This is a genomic window from Rhizobium sp. CF142, assembly GCF_000281145.1.
Classification (GTDB): Bacteria; Pseudomonadota; Alphaproteobacteria; order Rhizobiales; family Rhizobiaceae; genus Rhizobium.
This window is the reverse complement of record NZ_AJWE01000085.1, coordinates 68597-85131: the sequence shown is the minus strand read 5'-3', so window position 1 is coordinate 85131 and position 16535 is coordinate 68597. Positions and strand designations below refer to the sequence as shown.

The following is a 16535-nucleotide window of genomic DNA, read 5'->3' as shown; positions in this document are numbered from 1 at the left end:
GGCTGCCGTTCAAAGACTGGCAGCCGATCTGAAGTTGATGCTTGGTTAGAAACAACTGCGCCCGGAACTGGTCCGGGCGCAGCGCTCACGTGGATGCCCTTCAAGCGGCGGCGAAGGGCACGGCCACGAAGGTCTTGTTGCCGCCGCGTTCGATCAGGAGCAGCACCGACTTGCGGCCGGACTTGCCGGCATCGGCGACGGCGGTCTTGACGTCGCGGGCGTCATGCACCGGCTTGTCGTTGACCGAAACGATCACGTCACCGGGCTGGATGCCGGCGGCAGCGGCCGACTTGTCCGGGTTGACGTTGGCAACAACTGCGCCGGCAACGTTGTGGGGCAGGTTGAGCTGCTGGCGGACATCGGGCGTCAGGTCGGCAAGGCCGATGCCGAGGCTCGGCTGGCCAGCAGCCTGGCCCTGATCGTCGCTGCTTTCGGCAGCAGCCTGCTTCTGGGTGTCTTCATTGCCGCCGACGGTGACGTTGAGATCGACCGTCTTGCCGTCACGCCAGACGGTCAGCGTTTCCTTCGCACCTGGGGACAGATCGGCAACGAGGCGCGACAGATCCTTCGGCGTCTTGACGCTTTCGCTGCCGACGGCCGTCACGATGTCGCCGGTCTTCACGCCGGCATGCGCGGCAGGCGCTTCGTTGGAAACGGTAGCAACCAGCGCGCCTTCAGCCTTGGAGAGGCCGACAGCATCGGCGACATCCTGCGTGACCGGCTGGATCTGCACGCCGAGATAGCCGTGATCGATCGAACCGTCCTTCTGCAGCTTGGCAACGATCGTCTTTGCTTCAGACGAAGGAATGGCGAAGCCGACGCCGACACTGCCGCCGTTCGGCGAGTAGATGGCGGTATTGATGCCGACGACATTGCCGTCACGATCGACCAGCGGGCCGCCGGAATTGCCGTGGTTAATCGGTGCATCGATCTGGATGAAGTCGTCATAGGGGCCGCTGTGCAGGTCACGGCCGCGGGCCGAGACGATGCCGGCCGTTACGGTGGTGCCGATGCCGAACGGGTTGCCGATGGCAAGGATCTGGTCGCCGAGCTTCAGCTTGTCGGAATCGCCCCAGGCGATGGTCGCAAGCGGATGCGGAGCCTGAATCTTCAGAACCGCGAGGTCGGACTTGGCATCTGCGCCAAGCAGCTTGGCCGGCAGTTCGGTGCCGTCATCGAGTGTGACCTTGATGTCGATGGCATTGTCGATGACGTGGTTGTTGGTGACGATCACACCATCAGGGCTGATGACGAAGCCGGAGCCGAGCGCCATGGCATGCTGCGATTGCTGCTGCTGCTGTGGTGCCTGGTGCGGCAGAGGAATACCCTGCTGTTCGAAGAACTGGCGGAACTGCTCGTCCATCGGTGAACTGTCGGCGCTGGCGTTGGTTGCCTTCATCGTGGTGGTAATGGTTACCACCGCCGGCTTGTCGGCGTCGACGATGGAAGCAAACGAGCCGTTGGAGGCAAGAACGCCCCCTGTCTCAGCCGGAGCGGCAAGAGCCGTCGAGTAAGAGGAGATGGCGAAGGGCAGGGAGGCCGCGCCGAGAACGATGGCCGCTCCGACAAGTGCTGCGGCCCGATGCTTGCGAAGAATGTTTGACATGGTGGAAGTCCCTTGCGAGAGCGTTGGCATTTGAATGGCGTCTTGGTTCCATGCCATGGACCATGGCGTCGATAAGTATTACCGCTAGTTTTTACCGTAGATTACCTGGATTTCGCCTGTATGATGTGGCGAATACTGTGTTCGGGAAGAACTGGCGCTTGATATCTATATGACCCGTTCTGCGGGATTTACAAATTAAACATTGATCATGTTTGTATTACGGTATCGTAAGACATTACTATAATTTAATCTTGACTGGCCAAGCATTGCCGCAATTCTCCCGGCGCCTGCTGTTGCCCGCACCGCAAGGTGCCAGAATAGTAAAATATATCCCACTTTCCCGTGATCCGCCGGCCGCCAGCCGCGTATTAAATCGAACCATTCGCAATGGTTGTTCATGTTTTTTCGCGGTTTGGTTGAAGCGGAATGTTAAAATGTTAGTAGACTCTAAATTAATTTTTCTTCAGAAAGAGGAAACTGCGAATCGGCGAAGGGCCAGGCTCGCGGCGGCATGCGGGAAGCGATGAGGGATTCAGTGAAGCCGGGGCGGGAAAAGAAGCGCGGTTCCCATGTAAAGCTGAGTGATGTTGCAAAGAGGGTAGGGGTCAGTCCGATCACAATCTCGCGTGCGCTTCGCAATCCCGAAATCGTCTCTGAAGAGCTGCGAGAGGTCATCCTGCGCACCGTCGACGAGATGGGCTACATCCCCAATCTTGCCGCCCGCGCTCTTGCCGGCCGCCACAGCGGCATTGTCGGCGTCATCACGCCGTCGCTTCATCATCCCTACTTCACCGGTGTGATGATGGGCATCGAGGAGCGGTTGCGCGCTACGGATCTGCGCGTCCAATACGCCAACACGCTCAACGATGTCGATCAGGAGATCAACCAGTTCAAATCCTTCCTGGCGCAGAAGCCGGCCGGGATCATCCTCGTCAACGCAGAATATTATGACGGCCTTGCGATGCTGATGGATGCGGCCGCCTTTCCGGTCGCCCACGTTGCCGATCTCAGCCAGCCGCCGGAAACGCTGCTTGTCGGCATGTCGCATCATGTCGCCGCCGCCGCTGCCACCCGTTTCCTTCTGTCGAAAGGGTACAAGCGGATTGGTTTCATTGGCGGGCTCAGCGATATCCGCTCGCGCCGCAGTCGTGCGGGATATGAGGAGGCCATGCGCCAGGCCGGTCTCGACAATGCGTCGCTGACACACGGCGAAGACGGTTCCACCAGCATCGGTCTCGGACGGCGCCTGTTCAGCGAGCTGCTGGAACGGGTGCCGGATCTCGATGCGATCCTTGCGCAAAATGATGATCTCGCCCTCGGGGCGCTGATCGAATGCAACGAACGCGGCATCAGCGTGCCCGATGATTTCGGTATCTGCGGTTTCAACGATTTGGAATTTGCGCAGTTCACCTCGCCATCTCTGACGACGGTGCATGTTCCGCGTCATGATCTGGGCCGCCGCGTCGCCGATATGCTGCTGCGCGCCATCCGCGAGGAGCCGGCAGAAGAGCACAGGGTCGATCTCGGCTTTTCGATCATCGAGCGCGGTTCGACACGCTCGATGCCGAAGCAATAAAAAGGGGCCGACCGGCCCCTTTTTTCTTAGATATCGCTGGCCGCGCTCGACCAGAGTTCGGCCGCTTCCGACGCCGTCATGCGGCGCACCTCCGCTTCGTGGCTGCGCTTGGCGAACAACTCACTTGCCATGATCTGCTCAGCGAGATCGGCCGGAAGTGAGAGGATGACGCGGGCATCATTGCCATGCAGACCGCTGACGTCGGCGCGCTTGCCGGTCACCATGCCGCCGGCGATGGTGTTGTTCGTCTCGGGATCGATCAGGATGAAGGAGCCGGTCGCGCGGTTCTGTTCGTAGGGATCGAAGATTGCGGCTTCGTCGAAAACGAGGCGCACCTTGCCGATAGCATTCATGTAAAGCCGCTGGGCGGAATTCCATGCGCCGGTCTTGAGCTCCAGCTGGCTGACGGGTTCTACCTGAACACGCTGGCGGCGCGAGCCGCTCTTCAGCCAGTAGCGCTTGCCGGCTTCGATGCCCTCAGGCTGCAGGGCAACGACCTGCGCATCGAAGGAAAGGCCGGTCTGCGGCTGCGAGTCGATCGAGACGATCATATCGCCGCGCGCAACGTCCACCTGACGGTCGAGCACGAGCGTGATCGCATCACCGGCAACAGCCGCATTACGCACCAGGTCGAAGGTGACGATCTTGGTGACGTTGGCCACCATGCCCGAAGGCAGGATCATCACGCTGTCGCCTGGCTTCACAGAGCCGCCGGCAACCGTGCCCTGATAGCCGCGGAAGCTTTCGCCCGGACGCGAGACGCGCTGAACCGAAAGGCGGAAGCCGGTGGTCTGGCCGGAGCGCACGGTCGCATGTTCCAGCGTTTCGACCAGAGTCGGGCCGCTGTACCAGGGCATTGCCGCCTGGCCGGAATAGACGACGTTTTCGCCCTTCAGCGCCGACATCGGGATCGCGGTGATCTGCTTGACGCCGAGCGACAGCGCGAATTCCTTGAATTCGTGGGTGATCTTATCGAAGCCGGCACGGTCGTAGTTCGTCAGGTCGATCTTGTTGACGGCGAGAACGAACTGCTTGATGCCGAGCAGCGAGGCGATCGTCGCGTGACGGCGCGTCTGCTCGAGAATGCCGGCGCGGGCATCGACCAGCAATACGGCGAGATCGGCGGTGGAGGCGCCGGTCGCCATGTTGCGGGTGTACTGCTCGTGGCCGGGCGTGTCGGCGACGATGAAGGAGCGCTTGTCGGTCGAGAAATAGCGATAGGCGACATCGATGGTGATGCCCTGTTCGCGCTCTGCCTGAAGGCCATCGAGCAGCAGCGCGAAATCCGGCAGGCCGAGATCGTTCTGCTTACCGGTGGAATCGCGGCGAAGCGTTGCAGCCTGGTCTTCCTTGACGGCCTTGGTATCCCAGAGCAGGCGGCCGATCAGGGTGGACTTGCCGTCATCGACGCTGCCGCAGGTGATGAGGCGCAACGGGCGCGAGTCGCGCACGGCCTTCAGGGGCTCGGCGGCGGGCACGGCGACAACGTTTGCGGGAATTGCTGCGGTCATCTCAGAAATATCCTTCACGCTTCTTCTTTTCCATGGAACCGGACTGATCGCGGTCGATGGCGCGGCCCTGGCGCTCGGAAACCGTGGCGATCTCCAGCTCCGCGATGATCTCTTCAAGGGTGGTGGCGGTCGAGCGGATCGCGCCGGTCAACGGGAAGCAGCCGAGTGTGCGGAAGCGGATGGAATCTTCCTGCTTTGTTTCACCGGGCAGCAGTTCTAGGCGCGGATCGGAGGCCGCAATCATCATGCCGTCGCGCTCCACATAGGGGCGCTTGGCCGCGAAATAGAGCGGCACGATCGGGATATCCTCGGCCTGGATGTAGCGCCAGATATCGACCTCGGTCCAGTTCGACAGCGGAAAGACGCGAACGCTTTCGCCCTTGCGGATCTGGCCGTTATAGACGTTCCAGAGTTCCGGGCGCTGGTTGCGCGGATCCCAGCGATGGTCCGGCGTGCGGAACGAGTAGATGCGCTCCTTGGCACGGGAGGCTTCCTCGTCGCGTCGCGCGCCGCCGAAGGCTGCGTCGTACTGGCCGGCATCCAGCGCATTGCGCAGCGCTTCCGTCTTCATGATGTCGGTATAGCGGGCCGAGCCATAGGTGAACGGCGTGATGTTTTCAGCCGTACCGCGCGGATTGATATGCTCGATCAGATCGAGATCGTACTTCTTCACGATCTCATCGCGGAAGGTGATCATCTCCGCAAATTTCCAGCCGGTGTTGACGTGCAGCAGCGGGAAGGGCACGCGGCCGGGATAGAAGGCCTTGCGGGCAAGATGCAGCAGGACGGAGGAATCCTTGCCGATCGAATAGAGCATCACCGGACGCTCGAATTCGGCGGCAACTTCGCGGAAGATGTGGATCGCTTCGTTTTCCAGGGCTTTCAGATGCGGGTCGAGCGGCGGCTTGGCACTCTGCGGATTGGTCAGTTCCGTATCCTGACGGGTATCGGGCATTGCGTACTCCAGACTTCTTATTGCTGCACGGCGATCGCTGCCGCCTCTTCGGCGACATGCAGACCGCATTCGCGCTTCTCATCCTGTTCCCACCACCAGCGGCCGGCACGTTCCGGCTCGCCGGGCTTGATGGCGCGGGTGCAGGGCTCGCAGCCGATCGAGGGATAACCGCGGGCATGCATCGGATTGACAGGCACGCTGTTGTCGGCAACAAAGGCCTTGATCTTGTCGATGTCCCAGTCGGCGAGCGGGTTGACCTTCAACAGGTGGCGTTCGGCGTCATATTCGGCAAAGGGCGTCTCGGCGCGATTGGCCGACTGACCGCGGCGCAGGCCGGTGATCCAGATTGTTGCGCCTGCCAGCGCCCGCGCAAGCGGCTTCAGCTTGCGCACGCCACAACAGGCAAGTCTGGCTTCGACACTCTCGTAGAAACCGTTTATGCCGTATTTCGCCGCGTAAGCGTCGATGTCGGCCTGCTCCGGTTCATAGCTGACGATGTGAATGTCGTACTGGCTCTCGGTCTCGTCGATCAGCGCAAGCGTTTCCGGGAAAAGCCGCCCTGTCTGCAGCGTGACGACGTCGATCGGCAGGCGATGCGTGCCAATCTCGGCTGATATGACCTGGTCCTCGATGCCGAGCGAGGTGGTGAAGACCACTCGCCCGCCAAGGCCGGCGACGTACGAAAGCCGGCCAGCAAGGTCGAGACCCGAAAGCTTGTCAGCCAAAGCCTCGGCTTCTTCGATCGGATTGATAACAGTCATGGGGGATCCTGTCCTTGATATTGGCCGGAGTATTACAGCTGAAGGACGGATCGGACAGAAAAAGGGATTTCGAAAGGACTGCTTAGCGGAGCAAATATCTCTCCCATCCTGCCGCAATGCAGAAAAGCAGCCGCAGGCGCAGAAATGGCGCCTCGAACTTAATGTCTATAGAAATAGTAGTGTTACACGGCGCCTGTCAATTGGAAATCTGAATTGATGGCGGGGATGATGAAAATTATCCTCTTTTGACATAGATTATCACCTGTTGGCCGAGGGTGAAAAACAGGGCCAAAATACTTGTCTCTCAAGGCTTTTTCCAGCGCGTTCAAATTCCGTTCATGCTGGCCGTGCAATAGAGGCAATTAGCTTTTTTGGCGATGTCGGGATTTGACACCGCTCTGTGTGTGTCGACGGTCCGAGATGATTACGCAAAAGGCAAAATATGCGCTGCGGGCGCTGACGGTTCTGGCGGAAGCTGCGGCCGACGAACCCGTCATGATTTCCGACATTGCTGTGCAGCAAAAGATCCCGAAGAAGTTTCTGGAACAGATTCTGCTCGACCTCAAACATCACGGCATCGTCGTCAGCCGCCGCGGCAAGCAGGGCGGCTACCTGCTGTTGAAGCCGGCCCACAGCATCACCTTCGGCGAGATCCTGCGCATCATCGATGGCCCGATCGCGCCGCTGCCCTGCCTGTCGATCACCGCCTACCGCAAGTGCGATGATTGCGACGGCGAGCAGACCTGCCAAATTCGCCACGTCTTCGCCAAGGTAGCGGACGCCACTCGCAAGGTGCTGTTCTCCACGACGATTGCCGACGCCGTCGGCACCAAGCGTGGTGCGGAAGTCACCCGTCTGCTTGCCTGATCCCCTCTCACCGGCCTTCAAGATTCGGTGAGTGACCTTTCCATCTGCCTGACATGCTCCACCTGCCCGTGCATTCGGGTAGGGAGAAACATCATGTTTTCATTTTTGGAAAGACGAAGTCCTGCTGTCGGCGACAGTCGCAAGCGGTGCTGCGGCCCATCACGGCTGGTCATGGGCGGAAGCCGACCAGATCGAGCTTCGCGGCACCATCCAGCAGATATCCATGGGCGGGCCGCATCCGACGCTCGATGTCACAACCGTTGATGACGGTGTCTGGCGCGTCGAGCTCGGCAATCCGCGTCAGACGGAACGTGCAGGTTTCGTGGAAGGTGTCGCAAAACCTGGTGATCAGGTCATAGCGCTCGGAAACCGGTCGCAGGACCGCACCGAGAAACGGCTGAAGGCGGTGCGCATCACCATTGGTGAAAAGCGCTACGATATTTATCCGGAACGCATCCAGACGAACTGACGCCTCGTCATGGAGCTTCTCGAATGGCTGGCTGCCACCACGCTCGCGGTCGAGCTTCGGCGCTCCGCGACGCTCTATATGTTCGTCAATGCCGCCCATATCCTGGCGATCGGTCTTCTGGTCGGCGCCATCCTGCCGCTTGATCTCAGGCTCGCCGGGTTTTTCGGTAAGGTGCCGGTGGAGGTCGTCGCGCCATTCCTGTCCTGTTCAGCCGGCGTCGGCCTCGCCCTGGCTTTGCTCACCGGCTTCTGCCTCTTCAGCGTCCGCCCGGGCGAATATGCGGCCAATCCAGCCTTCCTCGCCAAGCTCGGACTGATCGCTTTCGGTATCCTCAATGTGCTCCTGGTTCATGCCGGGCCGGGCTGGCGGGCGGCGATGACGATCGGCATCGTCCGTCCCGCCATGCGGTTCTCCGCGGCTCTTTCGGCGATAATATGGATCGCTGCCGTCGTCGCCGGCAGGTGGATCGGTTTTCTCTGACGTGGCCGTACGCCTGATGTCGCTCAGCTGCGCCGTCGGCGGCAGCCCCTGCCGGAACGGCGCCGACGAGCATTGTGACCAGGCAGATCGACAAATGGCGTCAACCATTCCGTCAGCAGATCGACGCGGCTCTGAAAATGCCGGTCGCCAGTCGTGACCCTGAAGGACAGCGGTTCGACCGCGCTGCGGACCTCGCTTTCCCCTGTCCTTCAGGGGTACAGTCAATGGATGTCCTTCCGTCAGGCAGCATCCCAATCCATGGCCCGTCCTTCTTGGAGGCCATGCCTTCCCACCTGTTGGTTGATTAACCCTCGATCCGCCAAAGTAGCGCTAGTCTCAGTTAGGCATGCATGACTCATTCGCCAAAGAGTGCAAGACGCGGGACTCAGTGTCCATTCGCACACTGACGATCGTCGGTCTAAAGTTGCGTCGGTCCATGCGCATGGCATCTGGCGAAAAAACTGAGAGCTGCCAGCCAGTCATATTGTAACCTGCAAGCGTTTAATTCAATTTTTATCGTTTTCGCGCAAGCTCATAACATCTTTGAACGCAACGGGTTGCGGGTAGGCAATTCGGTTGCTGCAGGAAGCATTTGTTGAGCTTCGACGAAGCATAATTCAGGCCGTGATTGCTGTCTTTTGGGGTAATTAAAGTGAAAATTTCGATCAAGCACACTTTGGTTCTAGCCTTTGTGGGATTAAGTCTTGCAGTCATTGGACTTGTCGGCAGCATGCTGCAGCAGGAAGTTCGCGTCTATCAGAATTCCACACGGCTTTCGGAGCTCGCTCAGCTCGACGCGAGGCTGTTCGATGCACTGCTCGGATTGCGCGGCGAGCGCGGCGCTATTTCGTCGGCCATCAAACTCGAGCCCTCTGAAACGCAATCCAGCCTGGTCAACCTCGAAGCGGGGCGAAAGAGTGTCGATCCCGCGTTTGCAGCGATCAAAGACTTGAATGACGACAGCGGTTCGACCGCGCTGCGGACCTCGCTTTCCCCTGTCCTTCAGGGGTACAGTCAATGGATGTCCTTCCGTCAGCAGATCGACGCGGCTCTGAAAATGCCGGTCGCCAGTCGTGACCCTGCCTTGGCCGCGCAGGTTCTGCCACTGGCGGATAAGATGCTAGGCGATCTCGAAAAGGCCGCCAACGACATCGAGGCTGCCATCAATGCGCGTGAGCCCGGAATGATGATGTTCACGCAGCTTCGCTCGCTTGCATGGTCGGCCCGCACCAATGCCGGATCGGCAAACTCGACATTTGTGGGTGCGATTATCGCCAAAGAAGCTTTGCCCGCCGGCAAGCTTGCGGAAATCGCTCTCCTGGATGCGAAGGTCAATTTTGCATGGAGTGTCATCACGCAGATAGTACGCAGCCCGGCAACGCCTGCGGGGCTCGTGAAATTGTACGACACCGCGCAGACGACCTACTTTGCCGGACCCTTTGCGGATCAGCGGGTAGCAGCGATCAAATCTTTCCAGGCCGGTCAGCCGATGAACATCGCTGTCGACGAATGGCGCAAACCTGCAGGCCCGGCGCAGGCTTCGCTCGCAGACATCGCAGCAGCGGCGCTGACGGAGATGACGAACGCAACGTCTGAAAATGTTTCCGCCGCAACGCAGTCGATCATTATTTATAGTGTCGCCACACTCCTTACATTTGCTTTGTCGATCGCCGGAATCATGATGGTAGTTTTCCGTGTCGCCAATCCGATCAGCATGCTGACGGCGGTCATGCGCAAGCTGGCAAGCGGGGAGCTTTCGGTTGTCGTCTCCGGCGCCAACAGAACGGACGAGATCGGCGAGATGGCCCGCGCGGTCGAAGTGTTCAAGCAGGCTGCTCTTCACAACAAGAACCTGGAAGCAGAAGCGGAGCGGTCGCGCCAGGCGTCCGAGATCGAGCGCATCGCCATCCAGCAAAAGGTGGAACGCGAGGCGGAAGAGCGTTTGACGCAGGCGACATCGGGACTTGCCGACGGTCTCAAGCGTCTCGCCTCCGGCGATATGTTGTGCGAGATCGACGAAGTCTTCAGCGAACAATTCGAGACGCTTCGCCACGACTTCAACGATTCCGTGCGCCAGTTGCGTACTACGCTTGAAAGTGTGAGCCATACTGCGCGCAGCGTTCGCAGCGGCAGCGGCGAAATTTCGACCGCCTCGGACCAGCTTTCCAAGCGCACCGAACAGCAGGCTGCGTCGTTGGAAGAAACGGCCGCCGCGCTGGAGCAAGTCACGACCAACGTCAAGCAGACATCGGAACGCGCCAGCGAAGCTCGCGAGATGGTCCGTCACGCGAGCGCTCGTGCGGAAACCTCCAGGGAAGTGGTATCGAACGCTGTCGATGCCATGCAGAAGATCGAAACCGCATCCAGCCAGATCAGCAACATCATCGGTGTCATCGATGAGATCGCGTTCCAGACCAACCTTCTTGCGCTGAACGCCGGTGTCGAGGCAGCCCGGGCGGGCGAAGCTGGTAAGGGCTTTGCGGTTGTGGCTCAGGAGGTTCGTGAGCTTGCCCAGCGTTCGGCCCAGGCGGCCAAGGAAATCAAGACGCTGATCGGCAACTCCGAGGCTGCGGTCAATCAGGGTGTTACTCTGGTCAACAATACCGGCGACGGTTTGAAGGAAATCGCGCAACTGGTTGTAGCGATAAACCAGCATATGGAAGCGATCGCAGTTGCCGCCAAGGAACAGGCATCCGGTCTTTCGGAAATCAATACATCCGTGAACCATATGGATCAGGTCACGCAGCAGAACGCCGCGATGGTCGAAGAGATGAACGCCGCCGGAGCAGGTCTCGCGGAAGAAAGCGGTCGTCTTTCCGAACTGCTGGCCCAGTTCCAGATGCGAACGCAGAGAGAGCAGGGCCGAAAGGTATCTCGCGCAGCCTGAAGCCGGATGATTTCAGGTCGAATCGACCTGAAATCTGAACCCGTCACTCAATCAAAAAGATAAGAGCGGGATGCCGAAAACCGCGCACGCTTTCTGGCATCCCGCTCTAGTTTTTTATGCCCTTCGGCAGAGGCCAGACGCGCCTCCACGGATGGTCTGCTGCTGCGTGAACTCGTCGTGCCGTTCGGCCCAGCCGGATATGTCATTCTTCTCAAAGTGATCGACGAAGCGACAGTCATCGTGCTCGCCGTCCGTCATCGCCGCGAAGAAGACTACCACTGACTACCGATCGCTCACCGCAGCGCGCGGATTGATCCACGGCTCTTGATTGGAACGCGCTATCGGCTGTTTGCCGAGAATATGGTCTGCGGCCTTCTCGCCCGTCATGATCGACGGACCATTCAGATTGCCATAGGTGACATGCGGGAAGATCGAGCTGTCGGCAACGCGCAGGCCATCGACTCCGATCACCCGTGTATCGGGATCGACGACAGCCATCGGATCGTCCTTCGCACCCATCCGGCAAGTGCCGCAGGGATGATAGGCGCTTTCCAGATGCTCGCGCAGGAAAGCGTCGATCTCGTCGTCGCTTTGCACCTTTTCGCCCGGCTGGATTTCCGGGCCGCGATAATGGTCGAAGGCCTTCTGGCCGAAAATCTCGCGGGTGAGGCGCACGCAGTGACGGAACTTCTCCCAGTCTTCGGCATGGCTCATATAGTTGAAGCGCAGTACCGGATCGGCCTTCGGATCGGCCGAGCGCAGCGTGACGTTGCCTCGTGATTTCGACAGATTGTAGCCGACATGCACCTGGAAGCCGTGCGTGTTGGCCGCCGCCTTGCCGTCATAGCTGATGGCGACCGGCAGGAAATGATATTGGATATCTGGCTGCTTCAGCCCCGGCGCGGAACGCAGGAAGGCGCAGGCCTCGAATTGGTTGGAGGCGCCGAGGCCGCCCTTGGAAAGCAGCCATTGTGTACCGGCCACGCCCTGCCAGAACCATGGCAGCCAGGAATAGAGCGACACTGGCTTCGTCGAGATCTGCTGGAAATAGAATTCCATATGGTCCTGCAGATTGGCGCCGACGCCCGGCCGGTCGACCTTTACCTCGATGCCTATGTCCTGCAGATGCCCGCCGGGGCCGATGCCTGACAGCATCAAAAGTTTCGGCGAATTGAAGGAGGAGGCCGAGACGATCACCTCGCGATTGGCCTTGACGATCTCGGTTGCGCCGCCGCGCTCGATTTCCACGCCCGTCGCGCGGCCGTTCTCGATGATGATCCTGCGCGCGAAGCCCTTAACGAGCTCGACATTCGGCCGCTTCAGCGCCGGCTTCAGATAGGCGTTTGCCGCCGACCAACGCCGGCCACGATGGATGGTCTGTTCCATCAGTCCGAAGCCTTCCTGCTTCGAGCCGTTATAGTCCTCGGTCGTCTCGAAGCCCGCTTGTTTTCCGGCGTCGATGAAGGCGTGAAACAGCGGGTTCTTCACCACGCCGCGCTGCACATGCAGAGGGCCGTCCGTGCCGCGCCAGCCTTCCTCGCCGCCGTGCGAGTTCTCCATGCGCTTGAAATAGGGAAGCACATCCGCATAGGCCCAGCCATTCGCACCGAGCTCTTCCCACCTGTTATAGTCTTCCGCGTGACCGCGCACATAGACCATGCCGTTGATGGAGGAGGAGCCGCCGATCACCTTGCCGCGCGGCGCAGTGATGCGCCGATTGTTGAGATTTGGCTCGGGCTCGGAAAGATAACCCCAGTTATAGCGCTTCATGCTCATCGGCCAGGCAAGGGCCGCCGGCATCTGGATGAACGGCCCGAAATCCGAGCCACCCGCCTCGATGACGATGACCGTGTTCTTGCCGTCTTCCGAAAGCCGGTAGGCCAGTGCCGAACCTGCCGAGCCGGAGCCGACGATGACGAAATCTGCCTGTTGCATGCTGTTCCCTTTGGATTGTCGTGTGCAACGGATGCGTCGATTTTGGATGGGCTCAGTACGGCGAGGCGACCGGCCCCATGCCGACATAAACCGTCTTCAGCTCGCTATAGTGCTCAAGCGCTGCCAGCGAATTCTCCCGTCCGAAGCCCGATTGCTTCGATCCCCCGAACGGGATTTCCACCGGGCAAAGATTGTAGGTATTGATCCAGAGCGTGCCGGCCTCCAGCTGGTCGACGACGCGGTGAGCGCGCGTGAGATCTGCGGTGAAGACGCCGCCGGAGAGGCCGAACTCCGTCGTATTGGCGCGCTTGATCACCTCGGCTTCATCGTCGAAATCGAGCACACACATGACCGGGCCGAAGATCTCTTCGCGCGCGATCGTCATCCCGTCGGTGACATTGGCAAAGACGGTCGGCTGCACGTAATAGCCTTCGCCCGTCACATGGTTCGGGATACCGCCGCCGGTCACCAGTGTCGCACCCTCGGCCTTGCCCTTCTCGATATAGGCAAGCACCTTCTCGCGCTGCGCCCAGGAGACCATCGGACCAAGCTGCGTGGCTTCATCCATCGGGTCGCCGATGAGGATCGCTTCGGTCCGCGTCTTCAGCCGTTTCAGGAATTCACCCTTGATCTTCTTCTGCACGAAGACGCGCGTGCCGTTGGAGCAGACCTGGCCCGTCGAATAGAAATTGCCGAGCATCGCGCCGCCGACGGCGCTGTCGAGATCGGCGTCGTCGAAGACGATCAGCGGTGACTTGCCGCCAAGCTCCATCGTCACGTGCTTGAGCTGGCCTGCGGCCGCGGCAGCCACCTTGCGTCCTGTTGGCACCGAGCCGGTCAGCGAAACCTTGGCGACATCAGGGTGGTTGACGAGCAGCGGCCCGGTGTCCCGGTCACCCTGGATGACGTTGTAGAGCCCCTTCGGCAGGCCGGCCTCGTGCAGGATTTCGGCAATCTTCAGCGCCCCGAGCGGCGTGGTTTCCGAAGGCTTGAAGACCATGGCATTGCCGGCCACCAGCGCCGGCGCGCCCTTCCAGCAGGCGATCTGCTGCGGATAGTTCCAGGCGCCGATGCCGACGCAGACACCAAGCGGCACGCGCTTGGTATAGGCAAAGTCCTGGCCAAGCGGGATATGCGAACCGTTCAGTCCCGCCGGTGCTACGCCGCCGAAGAATTCGAAGGCATCGGCGCCCGACGTCGGGTCGGCGACGACAGTTTCCTGGATCGGCTTGCCGGTATCGAGCGTTTCCAGCTCCGAAAGCTCGCGGTTGCGCTCGCGCATGATCTCGGCCGCGCGCTTCAGGATGCGCCCGCGCGCCATCGGGCTCAAGGCCGCCCATTCCGGCTGCGCGCGTTTGGCAGCCGCGATCGCCTTCTCGACAATCGCAGGCGTTGCGGCATAAAGCCGGGCGATCACTTCGCCGGTCGCCGGATAGATGCTCTCGATAAGGGTACCGCTGTCATCCTCGACATATTCCCCGTCGATGAAGTGCGATGCTTTCGGCTGGGCTTTCATGTCATTTGTCCTTGGGTGGTTCGATCTGGTCGTCCCTTCTCCCCGTCGGGGAGAAGGTGGCCCGAAGGGCCGGATGAGGGGGCCGCAGTCTCGGCCTTGCGGCCGCTCGCTCCTGCGTCGCTCACCCCCCCATCTGTCCTTCGGACATCTTCTCCCCGTCGGGGAGAAGGGGAGGTGGCTGCCAGGAGCGCATTCACATAATCCTCCGTCAGCGCGATCGAGGCTGTAATGCCGATCGGCGCCGATTTCAGACTTTGCCGGATATAGAGCCCGTCGATCATCGCGGCCGCGCCCTCGGCGATGCGTTCTGCGGCATCGTCAGGGCAAAGAGCCTTGAGAGCCGCAAGCAGGTTGGAGCGCAGGCGCCGCGCATAGATGACGAGGAAACGCCGTGTCTCTTCGGATCGCTGCGCCTCGGCATAGAAGGCAAGCCAGGCGGCAATCGTCTGCGGCGCGAACTGATCGGCGTTAAAGCTGACGCGGATGACGGCCGAGATCCGCTCCCGTGGCGTTGCCGCTTGTCCCAGTGCCGTCACCGCGTCCTCGCGCAGCTGGCGCAAAAGGAAACGGATTGTCTCGATCAGCAGCTGTTCCTTGCTGCCGAAATAGTGGTGGGCAAGGGCTGGCGACACGCCGGCCCGCCGGGCGATATCGGACATGGTGACGGTCAGCGAGCCGTGATCGCCAATCACCCGCAGCGCCGCATCCACAAGCGCCTTGCGGCGCACCGGTTCCATTCCGACCTTCGGCAAGCTCATTTCTCCCGAGAATAGATTGAAGCGTATTTTTGATTGATTGATCAATCAACAAAAATCTTTCGCCGGATTGATCCGGATCACCTCTTTTCGCGAGAAATTGCTGCAGCATATCTCCAGCAATCAGGAGGTGCGCCAATGGCCAATATTTACGACGGAATGCCCGAATCCCCGTTGCGGTCGAAATGGGTATGGTTCGTCGGTCTCGGCGTGCTGCTTCTCATCTGCGGCCTCATCGCTCTCAGCAACCTGCTGATGGCGACCGTCGCTTCGGTCTTTTATGTCGGCATGCTGATGCTGGCAGGCGGTGTCATCTATCTCATCCACGCCTTCCAGGTGCGCGGCTGGGATCATGTGCTCTTCTGGGCGTTGAGCGGTGTGCTTTATGTGCTCGCTGGCGTCTGCGCCTTCGTCAACCCCATCCTTACGTCCGCCGCCTTGACCCTGTTTCTGGCCATAGCGCTGCTCATTGCTGGTGTCTTCCGCCTCTTCGTCGGCATGCGCATGCGGCCGCTCAAAGGGTGGGGCTGGATTGTTGCGAGCGGTGTCATCACCGCCCTTGCAGGCTTCGTGATCGCGCTTGGCTGGCCCGTCAATAGCCTCTGGATCCTCGGTCTCTTCCTGGCGGTCGATCTCATCGTTCAGGGCTGGACAATGCTCGCTTTCGGCCTAGGTATCCGTTCTTGAAACTGTGGAGAGAGGCGGACCGATGGTCCGATTCGGCCGTTTCTTTTTTGACAAGAACATGGCGGGGTACTAAAATTCTGCGATTGAAGGCCGGCTCCGCAGAAGAGCCGCCTCCTGTGCTAAGGCACTTCGGCATTGGCGCTTGTCGCCCCAGAAGCCGAAAATGGACCCCCGAGGCAGTCTCTGCCGAAAAAGAATGGGAGGAGAATTCCATGCCGATGGTCACCGTTTCCATCTCACCGCTCCAGGCAGCCGGCATTCGCGATGCTGTCGATCAAGGCGGATATGCATCGAGCAGCGAAGTCGTGCGCGAGGCACTGCGCCTGTGGGATGCCGCCCGCAAATTGGGCGAATATCGCAGCGAAGTCCTGGCCGATGAAAGAGCACCCAGCGGCGGCAGATGCGTCGCCGATATGTTCGCCGATCATGAAGCCGAGCATCGCCGTTCGGCCTGAATAAGCTATTGATTGTAAAATCAAAAACCTAATAAGCGCTTGACGTGCATGAGCGGTTGCGCGTTCATGAAAGTT

At 60.2% G+C, this 16535-nt stretch carries 14 protein-coding genes and 1 pseudogene; 8 read left to right on the top strand and 7 right to left on the bottom strand.

Going from position 1 to position 16535, the window contains the following annotated elements; translation table 11 throughout:
- Window positions 1-100: 100 nt before the first annotated feature.
- Window positions 101-1606 carry a DegQ family serine endoprotease gene (locus tag PMI11_RS16125; RefSeq protein WP_007818892.1) on the bottom strand — a complete coding sequence of 502 codons (1506 nt, stop codon included), beginning with the start codon at window positions 1604-1606 and terminating at the stop codon, window positions 101-103.
- A gap of 523 nt (window positions 1607-2129) precedes the next feature.
- Between PMI11_RS16125 and PMI11_RS16120 the strand changes: the two genes are divergently transcribed.
- Window positions 2130-3182 carry a LacI family DNA-binding transcriptional regulator gene (locus PMI11_RS16120; RefSeq protein ID WP_037071521.1) on the top strand — a complete coding sequence of 351 codons (1053 nt, stop codon included), beginning with the start codon at window positions 2130-2132 and terminating at the stop codon, window positions 3180-3182.
- A gap of 26 nt (window positions 3183-3208) precedes the next feature.
- Here the strand turns inward: PMI11_RS16120 and cysN are convergent, their stop codons facing one another.
- Genes cysN through PMI11_RS16105 form a run of 3 tightly spaced genes read right to left on the bottom strand, consistent with a single transcriptional unit; the run spans window position 3209 to window position 6409 of the window.
- On the bottom strand, window positions 3209-4693 hold the full coding sequence (gene cysN, locus PMI11_RS16115; RefSeq protein WP_007818888.1) for a sulfate adenylyltransferase subunit CysN: 1485 nt from the start codon (window positions 4691-4693) through the stop codon (window positions 3209-3211).
- Between the two features lies 1 nt (window position 4694).
- Window positions 4695-5648, bottom strand: coding sequence for a sulfate adenylyltransferase subunit CysD (gene cysD, locus PMI11_RS16110; protein WP_007818887.1), 954 nt, complete (start codon window positions 5646-5648; stop codon window positions 4695-4697).
- Window positions 5649-5665: 17 nt separating this feature from the next.
- A complete protein-coding gene (locus PMI11_RS16105) occupies window positions 5666-6409 on the bottom strand; it encodes a phosphoadenylyl-sulfate reductase (RefSeq protein ID WP_007818884.1) in 744 nt (247 codons plus the stop codon).
- Window positions 6410-6829: 420 nt separating this feature from the next.
- Here PMI11_RS16105 and PMI11_RS16100 point away from each other — a divergent pair, with 420 nt between their 5' ends.
- The 5 genes from PMI11_RS16100 to PMI11_RS38510 all read left to right on the top strand — a co-directional run bounded on the left by PMI11_RS16100 (window position 6830) and on the right by PMI11_RS38510 (window position 11394).
- Window positions 6830-7276 carry an RrF2 family transcriptional regulator gene (locus PMI11_RS16100; protein ID WP_007818882.1) on the top strand — a complete coding sequence of 149 codons (447 nt, stop codon included), beginning with the start codon at window positions 6830-6832 and terminating at the stop codon, window positions 7274-7276.
- Between the two features lie 121 nt (window positions 7277-7397).
- Window positions 7398-7745: a DUF6152 family protein gene (locus PMI11_RS16095; RefSeq protein WP_037071512.1), complete on the top strand. Its 348-nt coding sequence runs from the start codon at window positions 7398-7400 to the stop codon at window positions 7743-7745.
- Between the two features lie 9 nt (window positions 7746-7754).
- Window positions 7755-8225: a DUF6644 family protein gene (locus tag PMI11_RS16090; protein ID WP_007818878.1), complete on the top strand. Its 471-nt coding sequence runs from the start codon at window positions 7755-7757 to the stop codon at window positions 8223-8225.
- 730 nt (window positions 8226-8955) lie between these two features.
- Window positions 8956-11112 carry a methyl-accepting chemotaxis protein gene (locus PMI11_RS16085; protein WP_244430582.1) on the top strand — a complete coding sequence of 719 codons (2157 nt, stop codon included), beginning with the start codon at window positions 8956-8958 and terminating at the stop codon, window positions 11110-11112.
- A 93-nt stretch (window positions 11113-11205) separates the two neighbouring features.
- Window positions 11206-11394, top strand: a complete 189-nt coding sequence (locus tag PMI11_RS38510) for a type II toxin-antitoxin system RelE/ParE family toxin (protein WP_157179642.1) — start codon at window positions 11206-11208, stop codon at window positions 11392-11394.
- On the opposite strand, the gene betA is transcribed toward PMI11_RS38510, so the two are convergent.
- The 3 genes and pseudogenes from betA to betI form a co-directional block, all read right to left on the bottom strand.
- Window positions 11395-13047: a choline dehydrogenase gene (betA, locus tag PMI11_RS16075; RefSeq protein WP_007818873.1), complete on the bottom strand. Its 1653-nt coding sequence runs from the start codon at window positions 13045-13047 to the stop codon at window positions 11395-11397.
- A 52-nt stretch (window positions 13048-13099) separates the two neighbouring features.
- Window positions 13100-14563, bottom strand: coding sequence for a betaine-aldehyde dehydrogenase (gene betB / locus PMI11_RS16070; RefSeq protein ID WP_007818871.1), 1464 nt, complete (start codon window positions 14561-14563; stop codon window positions 13100-13102).
- 161 nt (window positions 14564-14724) lie between these two features.
- Window positions 14725-15315, bottom strand: a pseudogene (betI, locus tag PMI11_RS16065) (transcriptional regulator BetI); the annotation flags it as partial.
- Window positions 15316-15456: 141 nt separating this feature from the next.
- Here betI and PMI11_RS16060 point away from each other — a divergent pair.
- Window positions 15457-16005 (top strand): HdeD family acid-resistance protein, encoded by a 549-nt coding sequence (locus PMI11_RS16060; protein WP_007818864.1) that lies wholly within the window; start codon window positions 15457-15459, stop codon window positions 16003-16005.
- A gap of 212 nt (window positions 16006-16217) precedes the next feature.
- The gene (locus tag PMI11_RS16055) at window positions 16218-16460 is read left to right on the top strand and encodes a ribbon-helix-helix domain-containing protein (protein WP_007818863.1); all 243 of its coding nucleotides are present in this window, start codon (window positions 16218-16220) and stop codon (window positions 16458-16460) included.
- The last annotated feature ends 75 nt before the right edge of the window (window positions 16461-16535 follow it).